Raw genomic sequence first — 14,195 nt, 5'->3', positions numbered from 1 at the left:
AGACTGGCGTGTCGCTGAGAGAAATATCAGACTGTCAGTGTCAGGTCCGCAACCTTAGCCGCACTTCCGCGTTGCAAGAGGGGCCAGTCAAAGAGGGGAACCCATTCATGAGCATTATCTGGACGATCATTATCGGCTTCGTCGCGGGCGTCATCGCGAAACTCATCATGCCCGGTTCAAATGAACCTTCCGGCTTTATCCTGACCACGATCCTTGGGATCATCGGCGCATTCGTGGCCACCTATCTCGGGCAGGCTATCGGCTGGTACAGGGCCGATGAAGGGGCAGGCTTCATTGGCGCCATCGTGGGCGCGATCGTCGTGCTCTTCATCTGGGGCGTCATCGCCGGCCGCCGGTCGTCGTCGACTTACTGAGCGCGCCGAACCAGAAGAGGAGGCCGCATCGGGCGATGCGGCCTTTTTGCTGTCAGGACCGGTCCGACAGTTCGGCCACCCGGTCGCCTACGCCGTAAAGGGCTGCCTTCACCGGGCAGGTTCCCACATAGCCGCGCCAGGCGAGATAGGATCCACCAGCCAGCGCGAGAACATTCAAGAGCGGGTTCGGCCGGGGTTTGGCCCCAGCGGCAGCGAGGCCGAGACCAGCAATAATATAGGCGGCGCGCTCTGCCGTGGTCAGTTCCGCGCCCTCGTCATGGTCCATCGTCCCGTTCGCCACATCAGTTCTCCTTAGCTTGTGCCCGTGGCGAACGCGAGCAGGCGAGGCGTGGTTCCAACGCCTCTCAATGGCAGTTCCCGGCTTGGCCCGACTGCCGCGCCACCAGGGTCAGGCGGAGATCGCCCGAATCAGCAAAGTCGAGTTCGGCCGATAAGCGTGTGGGCTCCTCCACGAAATGGAGAAAGGCCAGCAGGCGGAGGCGGGTGACTGACGGCAGCCGCGCCAGCGAGTCCATCATGGTATCGGTGATGCTCAACGCCATTTCTTCCTGGAGGAAGCTCTTGAGCGGATTTCGCTTGTTATGCCGCGACATGGGGCATCCTCTCGTTCGCCGGATGCCTTTTCTCCTGGAGCAGGCTAGGGCCCCGCAAGCCGCCCACGCGCCGAACCTGCTCGAGACTTTCCCGCGAGATGGCAATCTGCGCTGCCATGCAGGGCTCGTTCTCGATGACGGCCGGGAGACCCAGAGGTCGGACCTTGAAGCCGATCTGATGCCACCGTGGCATCCACCACATCTCCACGACCGCGGTAATGTCTGTAATGCCCGCCGACAGGCAGTATTCCTGCATGGCGGCAAGCAGGCGGCAATCGGTCCGGCCTGTTCGCCGCTCCTTGACGACAAAGTAGCGCGTGCATTCGAAAATGCTCTCCGAGCGCGGCACGCCGCGCGTTGCAAGGTTCGCGAAGACGTCGCTCATCATATGGGGCAGGAGCGTCGGATAAAGGCGTTGGCCGCCAACGACCCGGCCGTTATCCAGGGCCAGAAGATAGATGGCCTGCGCGTTGTCGTATTGATCACGCTCCACGCCGTCAGCGCGCCGCAGCTGCTCCCAGCCGCGCTCCTCGACGAAGATTTCGTGTCGGATACGAAAATATTGCGACATCTGTTCTTTGTATTGCGTCCGGTTTCTGGATGTCACCACGTGGACAAGTGTCATGAAAATCTCCCCCTCGGTCTTTTTGGAGGCGGGATATTTACGTGCAGCTTGGCAGAAAGATATTGTAAGAACCTACAGGGTCAGATGTTGAGCAGCCTGTACTGGAGCGCCCGCGCGACAGCCTGTGTCTTGTTGGTGGCCTCAAGTTTGTGGCAGGCGCTGACGATATGCGCCGTCACGGTGCGCTCTGTGATCCCGAGGATGTCGCCGGTATCGGCGGCCGATTTTCCCGCCGCCGCCCAGGCCAGCATCTCCCGCTCCCGCGCGGTAAGGGGCTTACCGGCCGATTGCCGCTCCGGAGACATCTGCGCGCGGATCCGCTCAAACGCATAAACGCTCATCAAATGGAGCGCTGGCTTCGTCTTGGCGGTGAGGTCGAGATCGGTGCCGCTCATGGAGATACAGGCTTCGTAGCCGTTGATGCCATGGATCGGCAGGCAGAACCCGTGGGTCATGCCGAAATCGCTTGCCCGGTTCATCACCTCGAGGCAGCGGGGCTCTTTCTCGCGGTCGAAGGGTGCCTCGATCCAGGCGAAAGGCTGAACAGAGTTCCGGCAGCGGCGGATGATCGGGTCGTCGCGGACGAAATCCTCGCTGATGTAAAGATCAAACCAGCCGGGCGGCCATTTCTTGAGCAACACGACTTGGTCCACCCGCTCCCGGGGGCCGGGAAGGCCTGCGACGATGAAATTCTGGAAACCGAAGCGGGACAACGAGACTTCCATGGCGTCCAGGATCGCGGACGGGCTCGTCAGGTGATCAAGTCGCTCCACGAACGCGAACGCCTCGTTGGCATAGCTGAAGCTCTCTCCCCCCAATGTGTCCTCCCGCACGATTACAATTTAAAAGTGAATTATAGAATAAATCTACTTTTAGTTTTTGAAATGGGCGATTAGGAGCTATCGTCCACAATGTGCACAGGGGTTATCTGTGGAGAAGAAGTCGCCGACTGCGGTCGACCGCCATATCGGAACTCAGGTGCGCCGCCGCCGCATGGCGCTGGGCATGAGTCAGGAGGCCCTCGGCGAGGCGCTTGGCCTGACGTTTCAGCAGATCCAGAAATATGAGAAGGGGACCAATCGCATTGGCGCCGGGCGGCTTCTTCACATCGCCAGCATCCTCGATGTCGGCATCGAGTTCTTCTTCGAGGGAGTTGCCTTCCTGGGTGTCAGCGTCCCCTCCGAGAGGCGCGGCATGACTGAATTTCTCGCCTGTCCCGACAGCGACCGGCTGGTCGAGAGCTTCATTCGCCTCAAGGATGATCGCACCCGCCGAACGGTGGCTGATCTGGTGGATATGCTGGCAACCGGACCCACTCCGATGCTGCCGAGCAAGGCGTCACTCCGTCGACTGTGACTCCGTCTTGACGGTTTGACGCGTGGCGGTCCCGCCTCCCAGCGGGTCGGGCTGTGCCGCCACGCCCCTGCGCTACGCCCCCGTCGTCCCCGCCCGATCCAGGATCGCAACCGCGGGGTGCCGCGTGCGAGACCTTCTCGCGACACCTTTTCGAAGGGAGCCCTGCGAACGCCGCTGGCTTTCGAACGGACCGTGCACGACAGTCGTCGTTTTCCGGCGGACGCTGCCGGTGCGTCTGGGAACCAGCCGAGTGCGGCGTGGTTACTGTCTGGCGATTGCGAGGGGTGAAAAATGAGCGTGGGTCAACAGAACAAGGATCAGGCAAAGCCATCCGGAATGAGCGCGGATGATTGGGACGCCTTGCGAACCGATGTCGGGGGCATTGCTGACGCAGCGGTGTCGCAGGGGCGCCATTTCATTGATGCGGCCAAGGAGCAGGCGACCGATTACGCTGGTAAGCGCAAAGCTGACGTTGCTCAGTCCGTCGCCGATCTTGCAACCTCGCTGCGGTCGTCGACGAGCTCTTTTGACGAGCGCCCCAATATTCAGGCTGTCGTCGACAGCGCAGCCGAAGGCCTGGAGCAGCTCGCCGATTCAATTCGCGAGCGGACCTTTTCGGAGATTTTCAGTGATGTTGAAGCGGTTGTAAGGCGTCGTCCCATGGCGTTCGGCATTGCCTCGCTGGCAGTGGGTTTTGTCGCCGCGCGCTTCATCAAGAGCACGTCAGAGGACCTGCGCGACGAGCAGGACGACCTTGAGGCCTTGAGGCCACGCCGTACGGTTCCAGCCCGTCCCCGAGCGTAAAGGAGGCGATCATGTCCGGTCAAACCAACCAGACGATCAAAGCGCTTCTGGGGGACGTTCTGCGCGAAAGCGGTGATCTCGCCCAGAAGGAGTTCACGCTCTTTCGCACAGAGATGACCCAGAATGTCCGCATGATGTTCGTGGGTGTCGGCATGATGGTCGTGGCGGCCGTTTTCTCCGTCGCGGCCCTCATGCTCTTCACCGAGGCCCTCGTGGACTGGCTTGCCGGGATTCTCGACTCGCGAGCCTTGGCGGCCCTCATCGTCGGGGGCGCGATGGCGCTGATTGCAGCGGGCCTCATTCTCTACGGGCGTCGGGCGATGGCCGCAGCTTCTCTCGTTCCGACACGCACCGTCCGTTCGGTCAAGCGCGACGCGGAAATTCTCTCCGAAAGGGTCGTTGGATGACAGACAGCCTTGAAGATCTCCAGCATGAGGTCGAGGTCAGTCGTGCGCGGCTCGATCTGACCCTCGACCGGCTCGAAGAAAAACTTACCGTCTCAGGCGTCGTTGACGATCTGCTGGGTACCGCCCGGCGGAGCAAATTCGCGCCGCTTTTCGATCACGTGACCGAAACGCTTCGACACAATCCGGTCCCTGTCCTTCTCGTGGCTGCGGGATTGGGCCTGCTGCTCCATCGGCTGACTCCTGGGTCGCGTCGATCTCAGACCCGCTCGCAGGGCATGATGGACGCTGACCTTCCCATAGTCCCTCCCGAGCCGCGCCTGTATCGGGCGGGCGCAACAACCTTGCAGTCGCGCGAAGACCTTGAGGGTCACCGCCGCATCATTACTGCCAGACTTTGATCATCACACAGGAGCACCTGATGTCCGACCACAAGAACGATCCCGGCAAGTCCCCGTCATCATCCAAGCAGCCCCAAGGCGAGGGGCATTCGAAATCGGGCCAGAGCGCGACTCTTGCTTCGCACACCTCGAAGCCCCTTGGGGGACAGGTGACGGACAGGAATCGCTCGGCGTCGGATGAGGGCGAACGGGCTCATCTGCGCGGTCTCGACTCTGCCAAGCATCTCGCGTCCGCGGCCGTAGACGGTGTTCGCGACACGGTGGGAACCGTCAAGGAGCGGGCCGGCGAGGCGATCGACGAGGCGTCCGAGTGGGCTGAGGACACCTATGGGCGGGTCTCTCATTGGGCGTCCGACACCTACGAGAACCAGAACGAGCGGCTTCACGACGTCCGCGAGCGCTCGGCCCGGTCCATCCGGCGCGCCAAGGGCGGCGTTCAGGAGTACGTCTCCGAGAATCCCATGGTCGTGGGCCTGGTGGGCTTGGCCGCGGGCCTTCTGATTGGCGCTCTTCTGCCCAGGACGCGACGGGAAAACGAGGCGTTTGGCGAATGGGCGGACGAACTGCGACACCAGGGCGTGCGCTATGCCCGCGAGGCCACCCAGAAAGGCCGCGAGTTCGTCGAAGAGACCTTCGAGGGCGACGATCCGCGCTTCAGCAAGCACGCCAGTGAGTTCAAGACGGAACGCTCGTCCCCGAACAAGCGCTGACAACGCCCCTTACGGAGGAGGAGGGGGCTCGCCTCCTCCTCCGTCGCAAGAAGGCCCGTGCCGGGCTATCGGCTGATGTCCGCGCTGCGAATCGGGGCGCCCACAGCTATTTTCCCTCTCGAGGGAACGATGTGGTCAGGCCGGCGTTCGAAAAACGCTGCCAGCCGGTGTCGAATTTTATGCATGAAGACCAGTCCACAGTTCTTTTGGTTGAAGATGAGCCCCTGATCCGGCTGTTCCTGTCAGAACTTCTCGAGGAGTCAGGCTTCAAGGTCATCGAGGCCGCCAATGCGGTCGAGGCGCTCACGATCCTCGAGGCGGGGCGCGAGGTCACCGTGATGCTGACGGATGTGGATATGCCGGCCGGACGGAGCGGTTTTGAACTGGCCCGAACAGTCTCCAAGTGTTGGCCCCATATCGAGATTCTCATTATGTCCGGTCGTCAATGGCCAGCGCGCGGGGATCTTCCGGCGGGGGCGGCGTTCCTGGCCAAACCCTGTCCCAACGAGACAATCGTCGCGCACGTCGAATCGGCAGTCCTGCGCACCAGACGGCTCTCGCAACCCGATGCCGCGCCGAACGAAGCAGGCTCTGCAGAGATTCTTCCCTTCCCCAAAACAGCCTGATCGGGCCAAATCGATCTTGCTGCTGCCCGAGAGCAACCATAAGCTCGAACGGTATCGACCCCCGGGCCGGACGGGCCCTTTACGTGACCCGCTCCGTCGGCCATAGGGCAGACCATCTTACGGTTCAGAGCCTCATCGGCGTTGAACTGTCATCCCATCACTTTCGGAGGACTCCATGGCGACCAAGACCACAGACGGAAAAGTAGCTGCGAAGAAGGCACCGGTGGCCAAGGCGGCTGGCGCGAAGCCCAACGCCCTTCAGCAACCCCTTCAGCCGTCCAAGGAACTGGCCGCGGTGGTTGGTTCAGCCGCCCTCTCGCGTGGCGAGGTGGTGAGCAAGATGTGGGAATACATCAAGAAGCATGATCTGCAGAACCCGGCCAACAAGCGCGAGATCATCGCCGACGACAAACTGAAGCCGATTTTCGGCAAGGACAAGGTCACGATGTTCGAAATGAACAAGCACCTCGCCCAGCACCTCAAGAAGTAAGACGTCCTCAGGAATCCTGCCGCCACTGTGACAGCGGCAGGATGTCCGGCTTCTCGCCGGGGGCGTGTCGCCACGGATCGACCGCCCATTCGGTGCCGTCCCGGTTCTCCGTGATAACGGCCGTGACGTGCGGGTAGCGCCCGTCGATAAACAATCCCCGAGATTGCGGCCGCTCCACATGGTGGTAGGCCAGAAGCCCCCGTGAATCGAGCTCGACCAGCAAGCTGGTGGTATTGGCCGTTTCGTCGATACAGTCCATTTGACCGTAATGACCGGACATCTGTGGCGGCGAGCCCGGCGTGTCAGGTTCTCCGCCAAGGTCGTGGGCGAGTTGTCCCGTATAAACCTTGACGATCTCCGAGAGCGCCCGCCGTTCGGCCTCTGGCGACGCCCGTCCGGATTTAAGCAAGGCTGCCGCCCGGGGCATCACGTTGCCGTCGAGGCTCACCGCCAGACGACGGGAACAGCCATAGCCGTGGCAGGCGATGATCAGGCCCCCATCGGGCGGCACGTATCCCTGCTCGAGAAACCAGCTGCGGGCTGCGTTCGGCAATGGCGCAGAGTGGCCCGGGATGGGACGCAGGACAGCGGCGAGCGCGAGGAGCGCAATCCCGAGTAAGGGTCGTTTCATCATTCAGGACCTATCCTGCTTGGGGCGTCCAGAGTCCACCCGTGACGATTTACACGCAAGAGTGTGCGCCCTAGACGTGAACGAACCCCCAAGGCCCGAGGTGTCCATGGCCCGCATGATTTTCTTGAATGGCGCGTTCCTTCCGGAGGCCGACGCCAAGGTTTCCGTGATGGACCGCGGCTTCCTGTTTTCGGACGGCGTCTACGAGGGCGTTGGAATCCTGGATGGACGCGTTGTGGATAACGACGCCCACCTGGAACGGTTCGAGCGCTCCATGGGAGAGATCCGGATCCCCAATCCCTATAGCCGCGACCAGTGGACCGCGCTCGAGACCGAACTCGTCCGCCGGAACAGCGTCGATGAGGGCTTTCTTTATCTTCAGGTGACCCGTGGCGTTGCCGAGCGGGATTTCGTCTTCCCAGGGCAGGCCACGCCCACCGTGTTGATGTTCACCCAGGTCAAGGCCATCGTGAAATCTCCGGCGGCAGAGAGCGGAATCGCGGTCGTCACCGTGCCGGACCAGCGCTGGAAGCGGCGCGACATCAAGTCGGTGTCGCTCCTGGCCCAGGTGCTCGCCAAGCAGGCCGCAAAGGAAGCGGGCGCCCAGGAGGCCTGGATGGTCGAGGACGGCCATGTGACCGAGGGAGGGTCTTCGAGCGCCTTCATCGTCACGCCGTCAGGCAACATCGTGGTTCGTCCGCTGTCGAATGCCATCCTGCCCGGCATCACCCGTAAGGCGCTTTTGCGTCTGTCTGAGGAGGCGGGAATCCCTCTTGAAGAGCGGCGCTTCACCGTCGCGGAGGCCTATGAGGCGGCAGAGGCCTTCCTAACGAGCGCCTCGAATTTCGTCCTGCCTGTCGTCTCGATCGATGGAAGGCCTGTGGGCGACGGCACGCCGGGACCGGTGACGCGGCAGCTTCAGGCGCTTTATCTGGAAATGGCTCGCGCCTGAGGCCGGGCGCAAACCCGGAACCGTCCGGTATGGGATCCGTTGCCCTTCAAAGGAGCTGACCCATGAAACGTCTGGTCTTCGCGTTCACTCTGCTTGCCGTGTCGACGACCGCCGGATTTGCCCAGGTCCCGACGCTCCCGCAGCAGGCGCCCAATATGCCAGCCCCGAAGGACGTGCCAGCCGAGAAGGTCGAGCCGAGCGACACGGGTTCCACATTGAGCGACAAGCTTCGCAAGAGCGATGGGGTCATCAAGCCGCCCGGCGATGCCACGCCCGAGATGTCGGTCCCGGCACCCGTCCCCAATCCCGGGACGACGCCTGTGATTCCGCCGAATCCAGCGCTTGATCCCAAATAGATCCAAGGGCCGAAAGGGCAGTCCTAGCGGCGCCTTTTGCCGGTGTTCTTGCGGCTTGATTTCTGCGGCGTCTCGGGAGGCGGAGCCACCGCGCCTGCCGGTTCGGCCTTCGCAGTCGACATGATCTTGTTGGCCAGATCCTTGATACGCAGCCGGAGTTCCTCATTTTCGGCGGGGGCGACTGCAACGGATCCAGACACGTGCTCGGACAAGCGGGCCTCATTTGCTTCAATCGAGGCAAGCAGTCCCGACGTCTCCAGGGCTTTGGCGTCGCGATCCGCCTCCAGTTCACGGATATGCTGCTCGAGAATGAGGCCGCGTTCCTGCTCGGCCGTAAGGTTCTTGGCCAGGCCGGCAAGACGCTTGCGCTCGTCGGAGAGTTCGCTGTGTCGATCCCCGAGCGCCCGCTCGAAATCGTCTCCGCGGGCTTTCTGTGTCATCAGGCGCGTCTCGAGATCGGAGATCGCAATCCGGCGGGAATCGATCTCGCTCAGCGCCGCCGTCAGAGCGGCGTCGATCTGGGCGTAGGCTTCTTCGCGCTCTGCCAGGGAATGCGACGTCCGTGTCAGCTCCGAGGCCGTCACCGCCAGCGAGGCCTGAAGCTGGTCGCGGTCGCGCCGCATGGTGGCGAGTTCCTCCACCACACCCGAATGAGTGGATTCCAACGCCGACAGCGTGTCCTGGCGATCCGCAAGCGCGGCTTTTGTTTCCGAAAGGGATCCTTCACAGGCCGAGAGGGCCGTACGGGTGTCTGCCAGCTCGGCCTCGGTCCGCAGGAGCGTCGCGTTGCGCTCAGCCAGAGCAGAATCCAGGCTCTCGATCGCCATGGCTCGGCGGCCCAATTCTTCCATGCTGTTGAACTTGACCGCCTCCGCGGCCTCGGCTTTCTGCTCGATCCGACGCTGGCGCACCGCGAATTCGGCGCGCAGGTGGTCTTTCTCCGCGGTCAATTCGGCGATCGACATGGGAAAGAGGGCTTCGGCCCGGCGCCGCGCCAGACGTTCAGCGCGCTGGTTGATGGCCGGGATAATGAGTAAGGCGATCAGGGTTGCCGCAAGGAACCCTGACGCGAACATCATGACGATTTCGACCACGCGGACGCACACTCCGAGGTTTTGCCTGGACAAAGCAACTCACGCGACCCTGTCGCAGACCCGGATGGCTCGCCGACCAGGGCGCGAGAACGCTCTTTCTAGCGCATCCTGACGCGTTTTCCAGCTTGGTCTAGAAGGGGTTCCAGGTCGGTTCGGGCGTGAACTTGAGATATCCCAGATTGACGCCAAGACGCGCCCCCACGCCGGTCCTGATCGGCACGACGACCATTTCGTCCGCCGCGGCCGCCGTCATCCCGAAGCCGCCGATCAGGTAGGCCGAGCCATCGATCCCGACAAACCGCTTGTAGAGCGCATTGGTGCTGGGAAGATTGTAGACCAGCATCATCGTCCGCGAGCCCTCGCCCCCCACATCGAAGCCCAGCGATGGCCCCTGCCAGAAGATCGGGCGCTCGCCGGCGTTGCGGGTGAAGAGCTTTCCCTCGCCATAGCGAAGGCCGCCGAAGAAGGCGCCTGCGGCTTCCTGGCCGAGGATATAGCCGTTGGGTTCGCCCCAGCGCCGGACCGCTTCCTGCACAGTCAGGGCGAGGCCGCGGGAGGCGGAACCAAAAAATTGGTGACCGGACTGAACGAGATCTTCTGAGCGGTAGGAATTCGGGTCGCCGGGGCTGGCATAGGCGGCCTTGGCGGGCCGGGCCGACTGGGCGGACACGCCGGACGGAAGGGCTCCCAGCAGAATGGCAGCGGTCGCCGCAAGAAGAAGCTTGGATCGCGAACGCATAGGCAATCTCCCCGCGAAAGACGCCGTCTCGGCGGCTCCGCATGAAATCGGGACGGATGCGGGCAATAGGGATCGAGATCCGTCCGAGGAATCCCAGCAAGACTGGGCTGGTGTGACTGATTTAAGGTCATCAACCCTAACATTTCGTCTACGCGAACGAAGGCCTGCCTCTAGGGCACGCTCTGCGATGGGCAGGCGACGGGCAGTGACAGGCGTGGGGCGAGCGCGGCATCGCCCAGGGCCGCAAAAGGCCCGTTGAGATAACGGCGATCCGCGTGACCGTAGGTGAGGGGATGTCCGCCGGGGCCGATAACGAGCCCGCCAGCCTTCTTGAGCAGATGGTCGCCAGCCGCGGTGTCCCATTCCATGGTCGGGCCGCAGCGGACATAGACGTCGGCCTCGCCGGAGGCGATGAGGCAGAATTTCAGGGCCGAAGAGGTCATCCGCCTCGTGCCGATCGACAGGGTAGAGAGGCAGGATTCGGTGGCGTGGTCGCCGTGGCGGCGGCTGACCAGAGCGATCAGATCGTCCTTCGGCGCCGGTCTGGCGCGCACGGCCTCCCAGAGAAGCTCAGCCGGCTCATCCTCGGGCGGGATGATGGCGGTCTGCGCCGCATCGCCGGCAATCCAGATCCGTCCCATGGCGGGGGCAGACACGACGGCGGCCACCGGTCGCGACCCGTGAACCAGCGCGATATTCACGCTGTACTCGCCCGTTCCGTAGATAAAGTCCCCGGTTCCGTCGAGGGGATCGACGAGGAAGAAGTAAGTTCCGGGCAATGCGTCGCTTGCCGTCTCCTCGGCGACGACCGGAACGCCTGGCCAGACCTCATTCAGCCGGCGGATGATCAATTCCTCGGCCGCAAGATCCGCCAGGGTGGTAGGCGAGCCGTCTTCCTTGACACGCTTTTCGATAAATGCGCATTCCATCCGGCGCAGGACGCGACCGGCCGCGATGGCGATCTCCGCCAGCGTCAGGGCGATGGAATTGGCATCTCGGTCGTCAAGTCGCATGATGACTTTGTGCCCGTTCGCGGACCACCTGTCGATCCTTTTACCCGCTTTTCAAAAAACCCTTGGGCGGGTATCCGGGTTCGCGTCCTCTTTTTCTGTCGGCTGGATTGCGGCTGTTCGAGCTTTCGATCGGTGGCGTTTCAGGCGAATCACGGTCTTTCTGGAGCCCCTATGGCAACCATTTCGCTTGAATCGCTCGATCTCGCTGCTCTCTTGTGCTCACGGGTCTGCCACGATGTGATCTCGCCCGTCGGCGCCATCGTGAACGGGCTGGAGGTTCTCGAAGACGACACCGACCTGTCGATGCGGGAATTTGCCCTCGAGCTGATCGGCAAGAGCGCCCGCCAGGCGTCCGCCCGTCTGCAATTTGCCAGACTTGCCTTCGGCGCTGCCGGCTCGGCCGGCGCCTCGATCGACCTTGGTGACGCCGAACAAGTCGCGCGTGGCATGTTCCAGGACGACAAGGTCTCGTTTGCGTGGTCGGCGCCGCGCCTGCTGTTCCCGAAAAACCGGGTCAAGCTCCTGCTCAACCTCATCATGATCGCCATCACGGCCATCCCGCGGGGCGGCTCGATCTCGGCCAACGTGTCGGGCGATGCGGAGAAATGCGAATTCGTGATCCGGTCCAAGGGCCTCAATGCGCGCATCCCGGCGCATGCGGAAGAGCTGCTGGCCGGACATTCCGAGAGCGGCACGGTCGATGCCCACGGCATCCAGGTCTATTACGCGGGCGAAGTGGCCCGTGCTGCCGGCATGACGATCGCCTTCAGCATCGACGGTGACGAGGTGACGATCCGGGCCTCCACCTGACGCCGGTCAGTTCCGCACGGCCACGAGGACGGCGCCGGCCGCCAGCAGGGCGACGCCGGCCCAGTTGAGGCCAGACAGGCGCTCGCCGAGAAACAGCACGCCGAACACCGCGACCAGGACGACGCTGAGCTTGTCGAGAGGGGCGACCCGCGCCGCGTCTCCGATCTTGAGGGCGCGGAAATAGCAGAGCCATGACGCGCCGGTGGCCATGCCCGACAGGATCAGGAAACCGTAGGTCCGGCCGGATACGGAATCCAGGCGCTGCCATTGTCCCGTGGCGACGAGAAGGGCCGCCACCACGACCAGAATGACCAGGGTACGGATCAGGGTGGCGAAATCGGAGCCGATAGCCTCCACGCCGACTTTGGCGAAAATTGCCGTAAGGGCAGCGAAGCCCGCCGACAGGAGGGCCCAGAACTGCCAGGAATCCAGGATCGATCGCATCGGGATCTCCGCTTCCACCCAATAAAAAGCCCGGCATCGAGCCGGGCATTTTCACAGGCGGTTTGCAAGGGGCCTAGACCGCCATGCGCTGTTCGGCCTCGGTCGGCTCGCGCAGGACGTAACCGCGCCCCCAGACCGTCTCGATGTAGTTCTTGCCCTGGGAGGCATTGGCGAGCTTCTTGCGCAGCTTGCAGATGAAGACGTCAATGATCTTCAACTCGGGTTCGTCCATGCCGCCATAGAGATGGTTGAGGAACATCTCCTTCGTCAGGGTCGTGCCCTTGCGGAGCGAGAGCAGCTCCAGCATCTGGTATTCCTTGCCGGTCAGGTGGACCCGGGCGGCTCCGACCTCGACTGTCTTGGTGTCGAGGTTGACCACCAGATCGGCGGTGGTGATGACCGACTGCGCGTGGCCCTTCGAGCGCCGGACGATGGCGTGGATGCGGGCGACGAGCTCGTCCTTGTGGAAGGGCTTGGTGAGGTAGTCATCGGCCCCGAAGCCCAGTCCCTTCACCTTGTCCTCGATGCCCGCCATGCCGGAGAGGATCAGGATCGGCGTCTTGACCTTCGCGACCCGCAGCGTGCGCAGAACCTCATATCCCGACATGTCGGGAAGATTCAGGTCGAGAAGGATGATGTCGTAATCGTAGAGCTTGCCGAGGTCGATGCCCTCTTCTCCGAGATCCGTCGCATAGACGTTGAAATTCTCGGATTTGAGCATCAGCTCGATGCTTTGCGCAGTTGCGCTGTCGTCTTCGATCAGAAGTACGCGCATGTTAAATCCCCAGCCCTTGCCCTTGGGCTACCGAACAGCTGAATGCTGCCCATTCGCGACAGGGCGTGTCGCAAATGCCCTTTGAACTGATTCGCAACGCTAATACGGAATGGTTAACAAACCCTGATTCGCACATGCAAGCGATTAACGACCCGGCCGTGCCGATCCGTCTGTCGCCCTGTCCGTCACGGGGTTGGAACTTTGCCATCGTTCAGCCTGTCGCACCTTCCGAAAACCCGATTGGCGCAGCCATGAAGCCCCGCCCAGGGCGCGGTCCCGAGGGCGCGTCCTGTTCGCGATCCACTCTTAACGAAATGGGTAAATGAAAGGTTGATGGTGGGCGACGATCTGCGGGCTGATCGGGGCCTTCCTGCGGCGCTGCGGGCAGGGGCCGTCGCTTTCCTCCGCTTCGGTAAGGAACGGTCAACCTCCATGCCGGATGGTAGGGCATGGCCGGCGGATAACTGAGCGATCAGCCGGGCACATGAAACAGCGACGTGTGGAGTTCAATCAAGATGAAGTCGCGGGACACGCTCATCCGCCTCAAGCGCTTTCAGGTCGACGAGAAACGTCGGCGGGTCGCCCAGATCGACATGATGATCGCCGAGTTCGACCGCATGGCGGCTGACCTCGATCGGGAAATCGCCGTGGAGGAACAGAAGACGGGGATCTCCGACCCGAACCACTTCGCATACCCCACCTATGCCCGCGCCGCCGCCCAGCGCCGGGACAATCTCCGTCAATCCGGCGCCAATCTTCATGCCCAGCTCGACGACGCCAAGGCCGAACTTGGCGAGGCCTTCGAGGAGTTGAAGAAGGCCGAGAGCCTCGACGACCGCGAACGTGGTCTCGATGCCGTCAGAGAGCAGGCGGTCGTCAGCCAGTATGCGCAACGACGCGCCATGCGGGCGTCAGCCTAACGCTCGTTCGATTTTCTCGGTCACCCATCGGTCACGGATGCGCCAAGACGGGCGCGT

Annotated in this window: 22 protein-coding genes; 12 read left to right on the top strand and 10 right to left on the bottom strand. The window is 62.7% G+C overall.

Annotated features, from left to right (window positions below):
- Positions 1-107 precede the first annotated feature (107 nt).
- Positions 108-374, top strand: a complete 267-nt coding sequence (locus J4G32_RS06055) for a GlsB/YeaQ/YmgE family stress response membrane protein (RefSeq protein WP_210485203.1) — start codon at positions 108-110, stop codon at positions 372-374.
- A 52-nt stretch (positions 375-426) separates the two neighbouring features.
- Here J4G32_RS06055 and J4G32_RS06050 read toward each other — a convergent pair whose 3' ends face one another.
- The 4 genes from J4G32_RS06050 to J4G32_RS06035 all read right to left on the bottom strand — a co-directional run bounded on the left by J4G32_RS06050 (position 427) and on the right by J4G32_RS06035 (position 2,431).
- Positions 427-675: a YgaP-like transmembrane domain gene (locus J4G32_RS06050; RefSeq protein ID WP_425515496.1), complete on the bottom strand. Its 249-nt coding sequence runs from the start codon at positions 673-675 to the stop codon at positions 427-429.
- A gap of 64 nt (positions 676-739) precedes the next feature.
- A complete protein-coding gene (locus J4G32_RS06045; protein WP_210485202.1) occupies positions 740-988 on the bottom strand; it encodes a hypothetical protein in 249 nt (82 codons plus the stop codon).
- Positions 975-1,613 carry an acyl-homoserine-lactone synthase gene (locus J4G32_RS06040; protein WP_210485201.1) on the bottom strand — a complete coding sequence of 213 codons (639 nt, stop codon included), beginning with the start codon at positions 1,611-1,613 and terminating at the stop codon, positions 975-977. The genes J4G32_RS06045 and J4G32_RS06040 overlap by 14 nt, the downstream gene beginning before the upstream one ends.
- Before the next feature lie 80 nt (positions 1,614-1,693).
- On the bottom strand, positions 1,694-2,431 hold the full coding sequence (locus tag J4G32_RS06035) for a LuxR family transcriptional regulator (protein WP_210485200.1): 738 nt from the start codon (positions 2,429-2,431) through the stop codon (positions 1,694-1,696).
- A 112-nt stretch (positions 2,432-2,543) separates the two neighbouring features.
- Between J4G32_RS06035 and J4G32_RS06030 the strand changes: the two genes are divergently transcribed.
- From J4G32_RS06030 to J4G32_RS06000, 7 genes are all read left to right on the top strand, one after another.
- A complete protein-coding gene (locus J4G32_RS06030; RefSeq protein WP_210485199.1) occupies positions 2,544-2,969 on the top strand; it encodes a helix-turn-helix domain-containing protein in 426 nt (141 codons plus the stop codon).
- Between the two features lie 360 nt (positions 2,970-3,329).
- Entirely contained in the window at positions 3,330-3,773 is a 444-nt protein-coding gene (locus J4G32_RS06025) for a hypothetical protein (protein WP_210485198.1), read from the top strand.
- An 11-nt stretch (positions 3,774-3,784) separates the two neighbouring features.
- Positions 3,785-4,180 carry a phage holin family protein gene (locus tag J4G32_RS06020; RefSeq protein ID WP_210485197.1) on the top strand — a complete coding sequence of 132 codons (396 nt, stop codon included), beginning with the start codon at positions 3,785-3,787 and terminating at the stop codon, positions 4,178-4,180.
- A complete protein-coding gene (locus J4G32_RS06015) occupies positions 4,177-4,578 on the top strand; it encodes a DUF3618 domain-containing protein (protein WP_210485196.1) in 402 nt (133 codons plus the stop codon). Before J4G32_RS06020 ends, J4G32_RS06015 begins: the two co-directional genes overlap by 4 nt.
- A 20-nt stretch (positions 4,579-4,598) precedes the next feature.
- The gene (locus J4G32_RS06010; RefSeq protein ID WP_210485195.1) at positions 4,599-5,288 is read left to right on the top strand and encodes an ElaB/YgaM/YqjD family protein; all 690 of its coding nucleotides are present in this window, start codon (positions 4,599-4,601) and stop codon (positions 5,286-5,288) included.
- 179 nt (positions 5,289-5,467) lie between these two features.
- Positions 5,468-5,914: a response regulator gene (locus tag J4G32_RS06005; RefSeq protein WP_210485194.1), complete on the top strand. Its 447-nt coding sequence runs from the start codon at positions 5,468-5,470 to the stop codon at positions 5,912-5,914.
- Positions 5,915-6,089: 175 nt separating this feature from the next.
- Entirely contained in the window at positions 6,090-6,404 is a 315-nt protein-coding gene (locus J4G32_RS06000; RefSeq protein ID WP_210485193.1) for an SWIB/MDM2 domain-containing protein, read from the top strand.
- A gap of 7 nt (positions 6,405-6,411) precedes the next feature.
- Here the strand turns inward: J4G32_RS06000 and J4G32_RS05995 are convergent, their stop codons facing one another.
- On the bottom strand, positions 6,412-7,038 hold the full coding sequence (locus J4G32_RS05995; RefSeq protein WP_210485192.1) for a hypothetical protein: 627 nt from the start codon (positions 7,036-7,038) through the stop codon (positions 6,412-6,414).
- 103 nt (positions 7,039-7,141) lie between these two features.
- On the opposite strand from J4G32_RS05995, the gene J4G32_RS05990 reads away from it, so the two are divergent.
- A complete protein-coding gene (locus tag J4G32_RS05990) occupies positions 7,142-7,987 on the top strand; it encodes a D-amino-acid transaminase (RefSeq protein WP_210485191.1) in 846 nt (281 codons plus the stop codon).
- A 62-nt stretch (positions 7,988-8,049) separates the two neighbouring features.
- A complete protein-coding gene (locus tag J4G32_RS05985; protein ID WP_210485190.1) occupies positions 8,050-8,343 on the top strand; it encodes a hypothetical protein in 294 nt (97 codons plus the stop codon).
- Positions 8,344-8,366: 23 nt separating this feature from the next.
- Here J4G32_RS05985 and J4G32_RS05980 read toward each other — a convergent pair whose 3' ends face one another.
- From J4G32_RS05980 to J4G32_RS05970, 3 genes are all read right to left on the bottom strand, one after another.
- Positions 8,367-9,437: a coiled-coil domain-containing protein gene (locus tag J4G32_RS05980; RefSeq protein WP_210485189.1), complete on the bottom strand. Its 1,071-nt coding sequence runs from the start codon at positions 9,435-9,437 to the stop codon at positions 8,367-8,369.
- A 130-nt stretch (positions 9,438-9,567) separates the two neighbouring features.
- Positions 9,568-10,176: a DUF1134 domain-containing protein gene (locus J4G32_RS05975; RefSeq protein WP_210485188.1), complete on the bottom strand. Its 609-nt coding sequence runs from the start codon at positions 10,174-10,176 to the stop codon at positions 9,568-9,570.
- Positions 10,177-10,346: 170 nt separating this feature from the next.
- Positions 10,347-11,189: a 3'(2'),5'-bisphosphate nucleotidase CysQ family protein gene (locus tag J4G32_RS05970; RefSeq protein WP_210485187.1), complete on the bottom strand. Its 843-nt coding sequence runs from the start codon at positions 11,187-11,189 to the stop codon at positions 10,347-10,349.
- A gap of 171 nt (positions 11,190-11,360) precedes the next feature.
- Here J4G32_RS05970 and chpT point away from each other — a divergent pair, with 171 nt between their 5' ends.
- Complete coding sequence (gene chpT, locus J4G32_RS05965) at positions 11,361-11,999, top strand: histidine phosphotransferase ChpT (RefSeq protein ID WP_210485186.1); 639 nt, start codon at positions 11,361-11,363, stop codon at positions 11,997-11,999.
- A gap of 6 nt (positions 12,000-12,005) precedes the next feature.
- On the opposite strand, the gene J4G32_RS05960 is transcribed toward chpT, so the two are convergent.
- Together J4G32_RS05960 and ctrA are read right to left on the bottom strand one after the other, a co-directional pair.
- Positions 12,006-12,443 carry an EamA family transporter gene (locus J4G32_RS05960; protein WP_210485185.1) on the bottom strand — a complete coding sequence of 146 codons (438 nt, stop codon included), beginning with the start codon at positions 12,441-12,443 and terminating at the stop codon, positions 12,006-12,008.
- A 73-nt stretch (positions 12,444-12,516) separates the two neighbouring features.
- Positions 12,517-13,218: a response regulator transcription factor CtrA gene (gene ctrA / locus J4G32_RS05955; RefSeq protein WP_210485184.1), complete on the bottom strand. Its 702-nt coding sequence runs from the start codon at positions 13,216-13,218 to the stop codon at positions 12,517-12,519.
- 515 nt (positions 13,219-13,733) lie between these two features.
- Between ctrA and J4G32_RS05950 the strand changes: the two genes are divergently transcribed.
- Positions 13,734-14,138 (top strand): flagellar export protein FliJ, encoded by a 405-nt coding sequence (locus tag J4G32_RS05950; protein ID WP_210485183.1) that lies wholly within the window; start codon positions 13,734-13,736, stop codon positions 14,136-14,138.
- Positions 14,139-14,195 lie beyond the last annotated feature (57 nt).

Origin of the sequence: Microvirga antarctica, assembly GCF_017921815.1 — a bacterium.
Lineage (GTDB): Bacteria > Pseudomonadota > Alphaproteobacteria > Rhizobiales > Beijerinckiaceae > Microvirga > Microvirga antarctica.
The sequence above is the reverse complement of the archived record's forward strand: the minus strand, read 5'-3'. Positions and strand labels throughout refer to the sequence as shown.

Excerpts from the sequence above, each read along its gene's own strand:
- J4G32_RS06055 (WP_210485203.1), top strand. The coding sequence starts at position 108 with ATGAGCATTATCTGGACGATCATTATCGGCTTCGTCGCGGGCGTCATC.
- J4G32_RS05975 (WP_210485188.1), bottom strand. The coding sequence starts at position 10,176 with ATGCGTTCGCGATCCAAGCTTCTTCTTGCGGCGACCGCTGCCATTCTG.
- ctrA (WP_210485184.1), bottom strand. The coding sequence starts at position 13,218 with ATGCGCGTACTTCTGATCGAAGACGACAGCGCAACTGCGCAAAGCATC.
- J4G32_RS05960 (WP_210485185.1), bottom strand. The coding sequence starts at position 12,443 with ATGCGATCGATCCTGGATTCCTGGCAGTTCTGGGCCCTCCTGTCGGCG.
- J4G32_RS06020 (WP_210485197.1), top strand. The coding sequence starts at position 3,785 with ATGTCCGGTCAAACCAACCAGACGATCAAAGCGCTTCTGGGGGACGTT.
- J4G32_RS06000 (WP_210485193.1), top strand. The coding sequence starts at position 6,090 with ATGGCGACCAAGACCACAGACGGAAAAGTAGCTGCGAAGAAGGCACCG.
- J4G32_RS06010 (WP_210485195.1), top strand. The coding sequence starts at position 4,599 with ATGTCCGACCACAAGAACGATCCCGGCAAGTCCCCGTCATCATCCAAG.
- J4G32_RS05995 (WP_210485192.1), bottom strand. The coding sequence starts at position 7,038 with ATGATGAAACGACCCTTACTCGGGATTGCGCTCCTCGCGCTCGCCGCT.
- chpT (WP_210485186.1), top strand. The coding sequence starts at position 11,361 with ATGGCAACCATTTCGCTTGAATCGCTCGATCTCGCTGCTCTCTTGTGC.
- J4G32_RS05985 (WP_210485190.1), top strand. The coding sequence starts at position 8,050 with ATGAAACGTCTGGTCTTCGCGTTCACTCTGCTTGCCGTGTCGACGACC.
- J4G32_RS06040 (WP_210485201.1), bottom strand. The coding sequence starts at position 1,613 with ATGACACTTGTCCACGTGGTGACATCCAGAAACCGGACGCAATACAAA.
- J4G32_RS05950 (WP_210485183.1), top strand. The coding sequence starts at position 13,734 with ATGAAGTCGCGGGACACGCTCATCCGCCTCAAGCGCTTTCAGGTCGAC.
- J4G32_RS06015 (WP_210485196.1), top strand. The coding sequence starts at position 4,177 with ATGACAGACAGCCTTGAAGATCTCCAGCATGAGGTCGAGGTCAGTCGT.
- J4G32_RS05970 (WP_210485187.1), bottom strand. The coding sequence starts at position 11,189 with ATGCGACTTGACGACCGAGATGCCAATTCCATCGCCCTGACGCTGGCG.
- J4G32_RS06045 (WP_210485202.1), bottom strand. The coding sequence starts at position 988 with ATGTCGCGGCATAACAAGCGAAATCCGCTCAAGAGCTTCCTCCAGGAA.
- J4G32_RS06005 (WP_210485194.1), top strand. The coding sequence starts at position 5,468 with ATGCATGAAGACCAGTCCACAGTTCTTTTGGTTGAAGATGAGCCCCTG.
- J4G32_RS05990 (WP_210485191.1), top strand. The coding sequence starts at position 7,142 with ATGGCCCGCATGATTTTCTTGAATGGCGCGTTCCTTCCGGAGGCCGAC.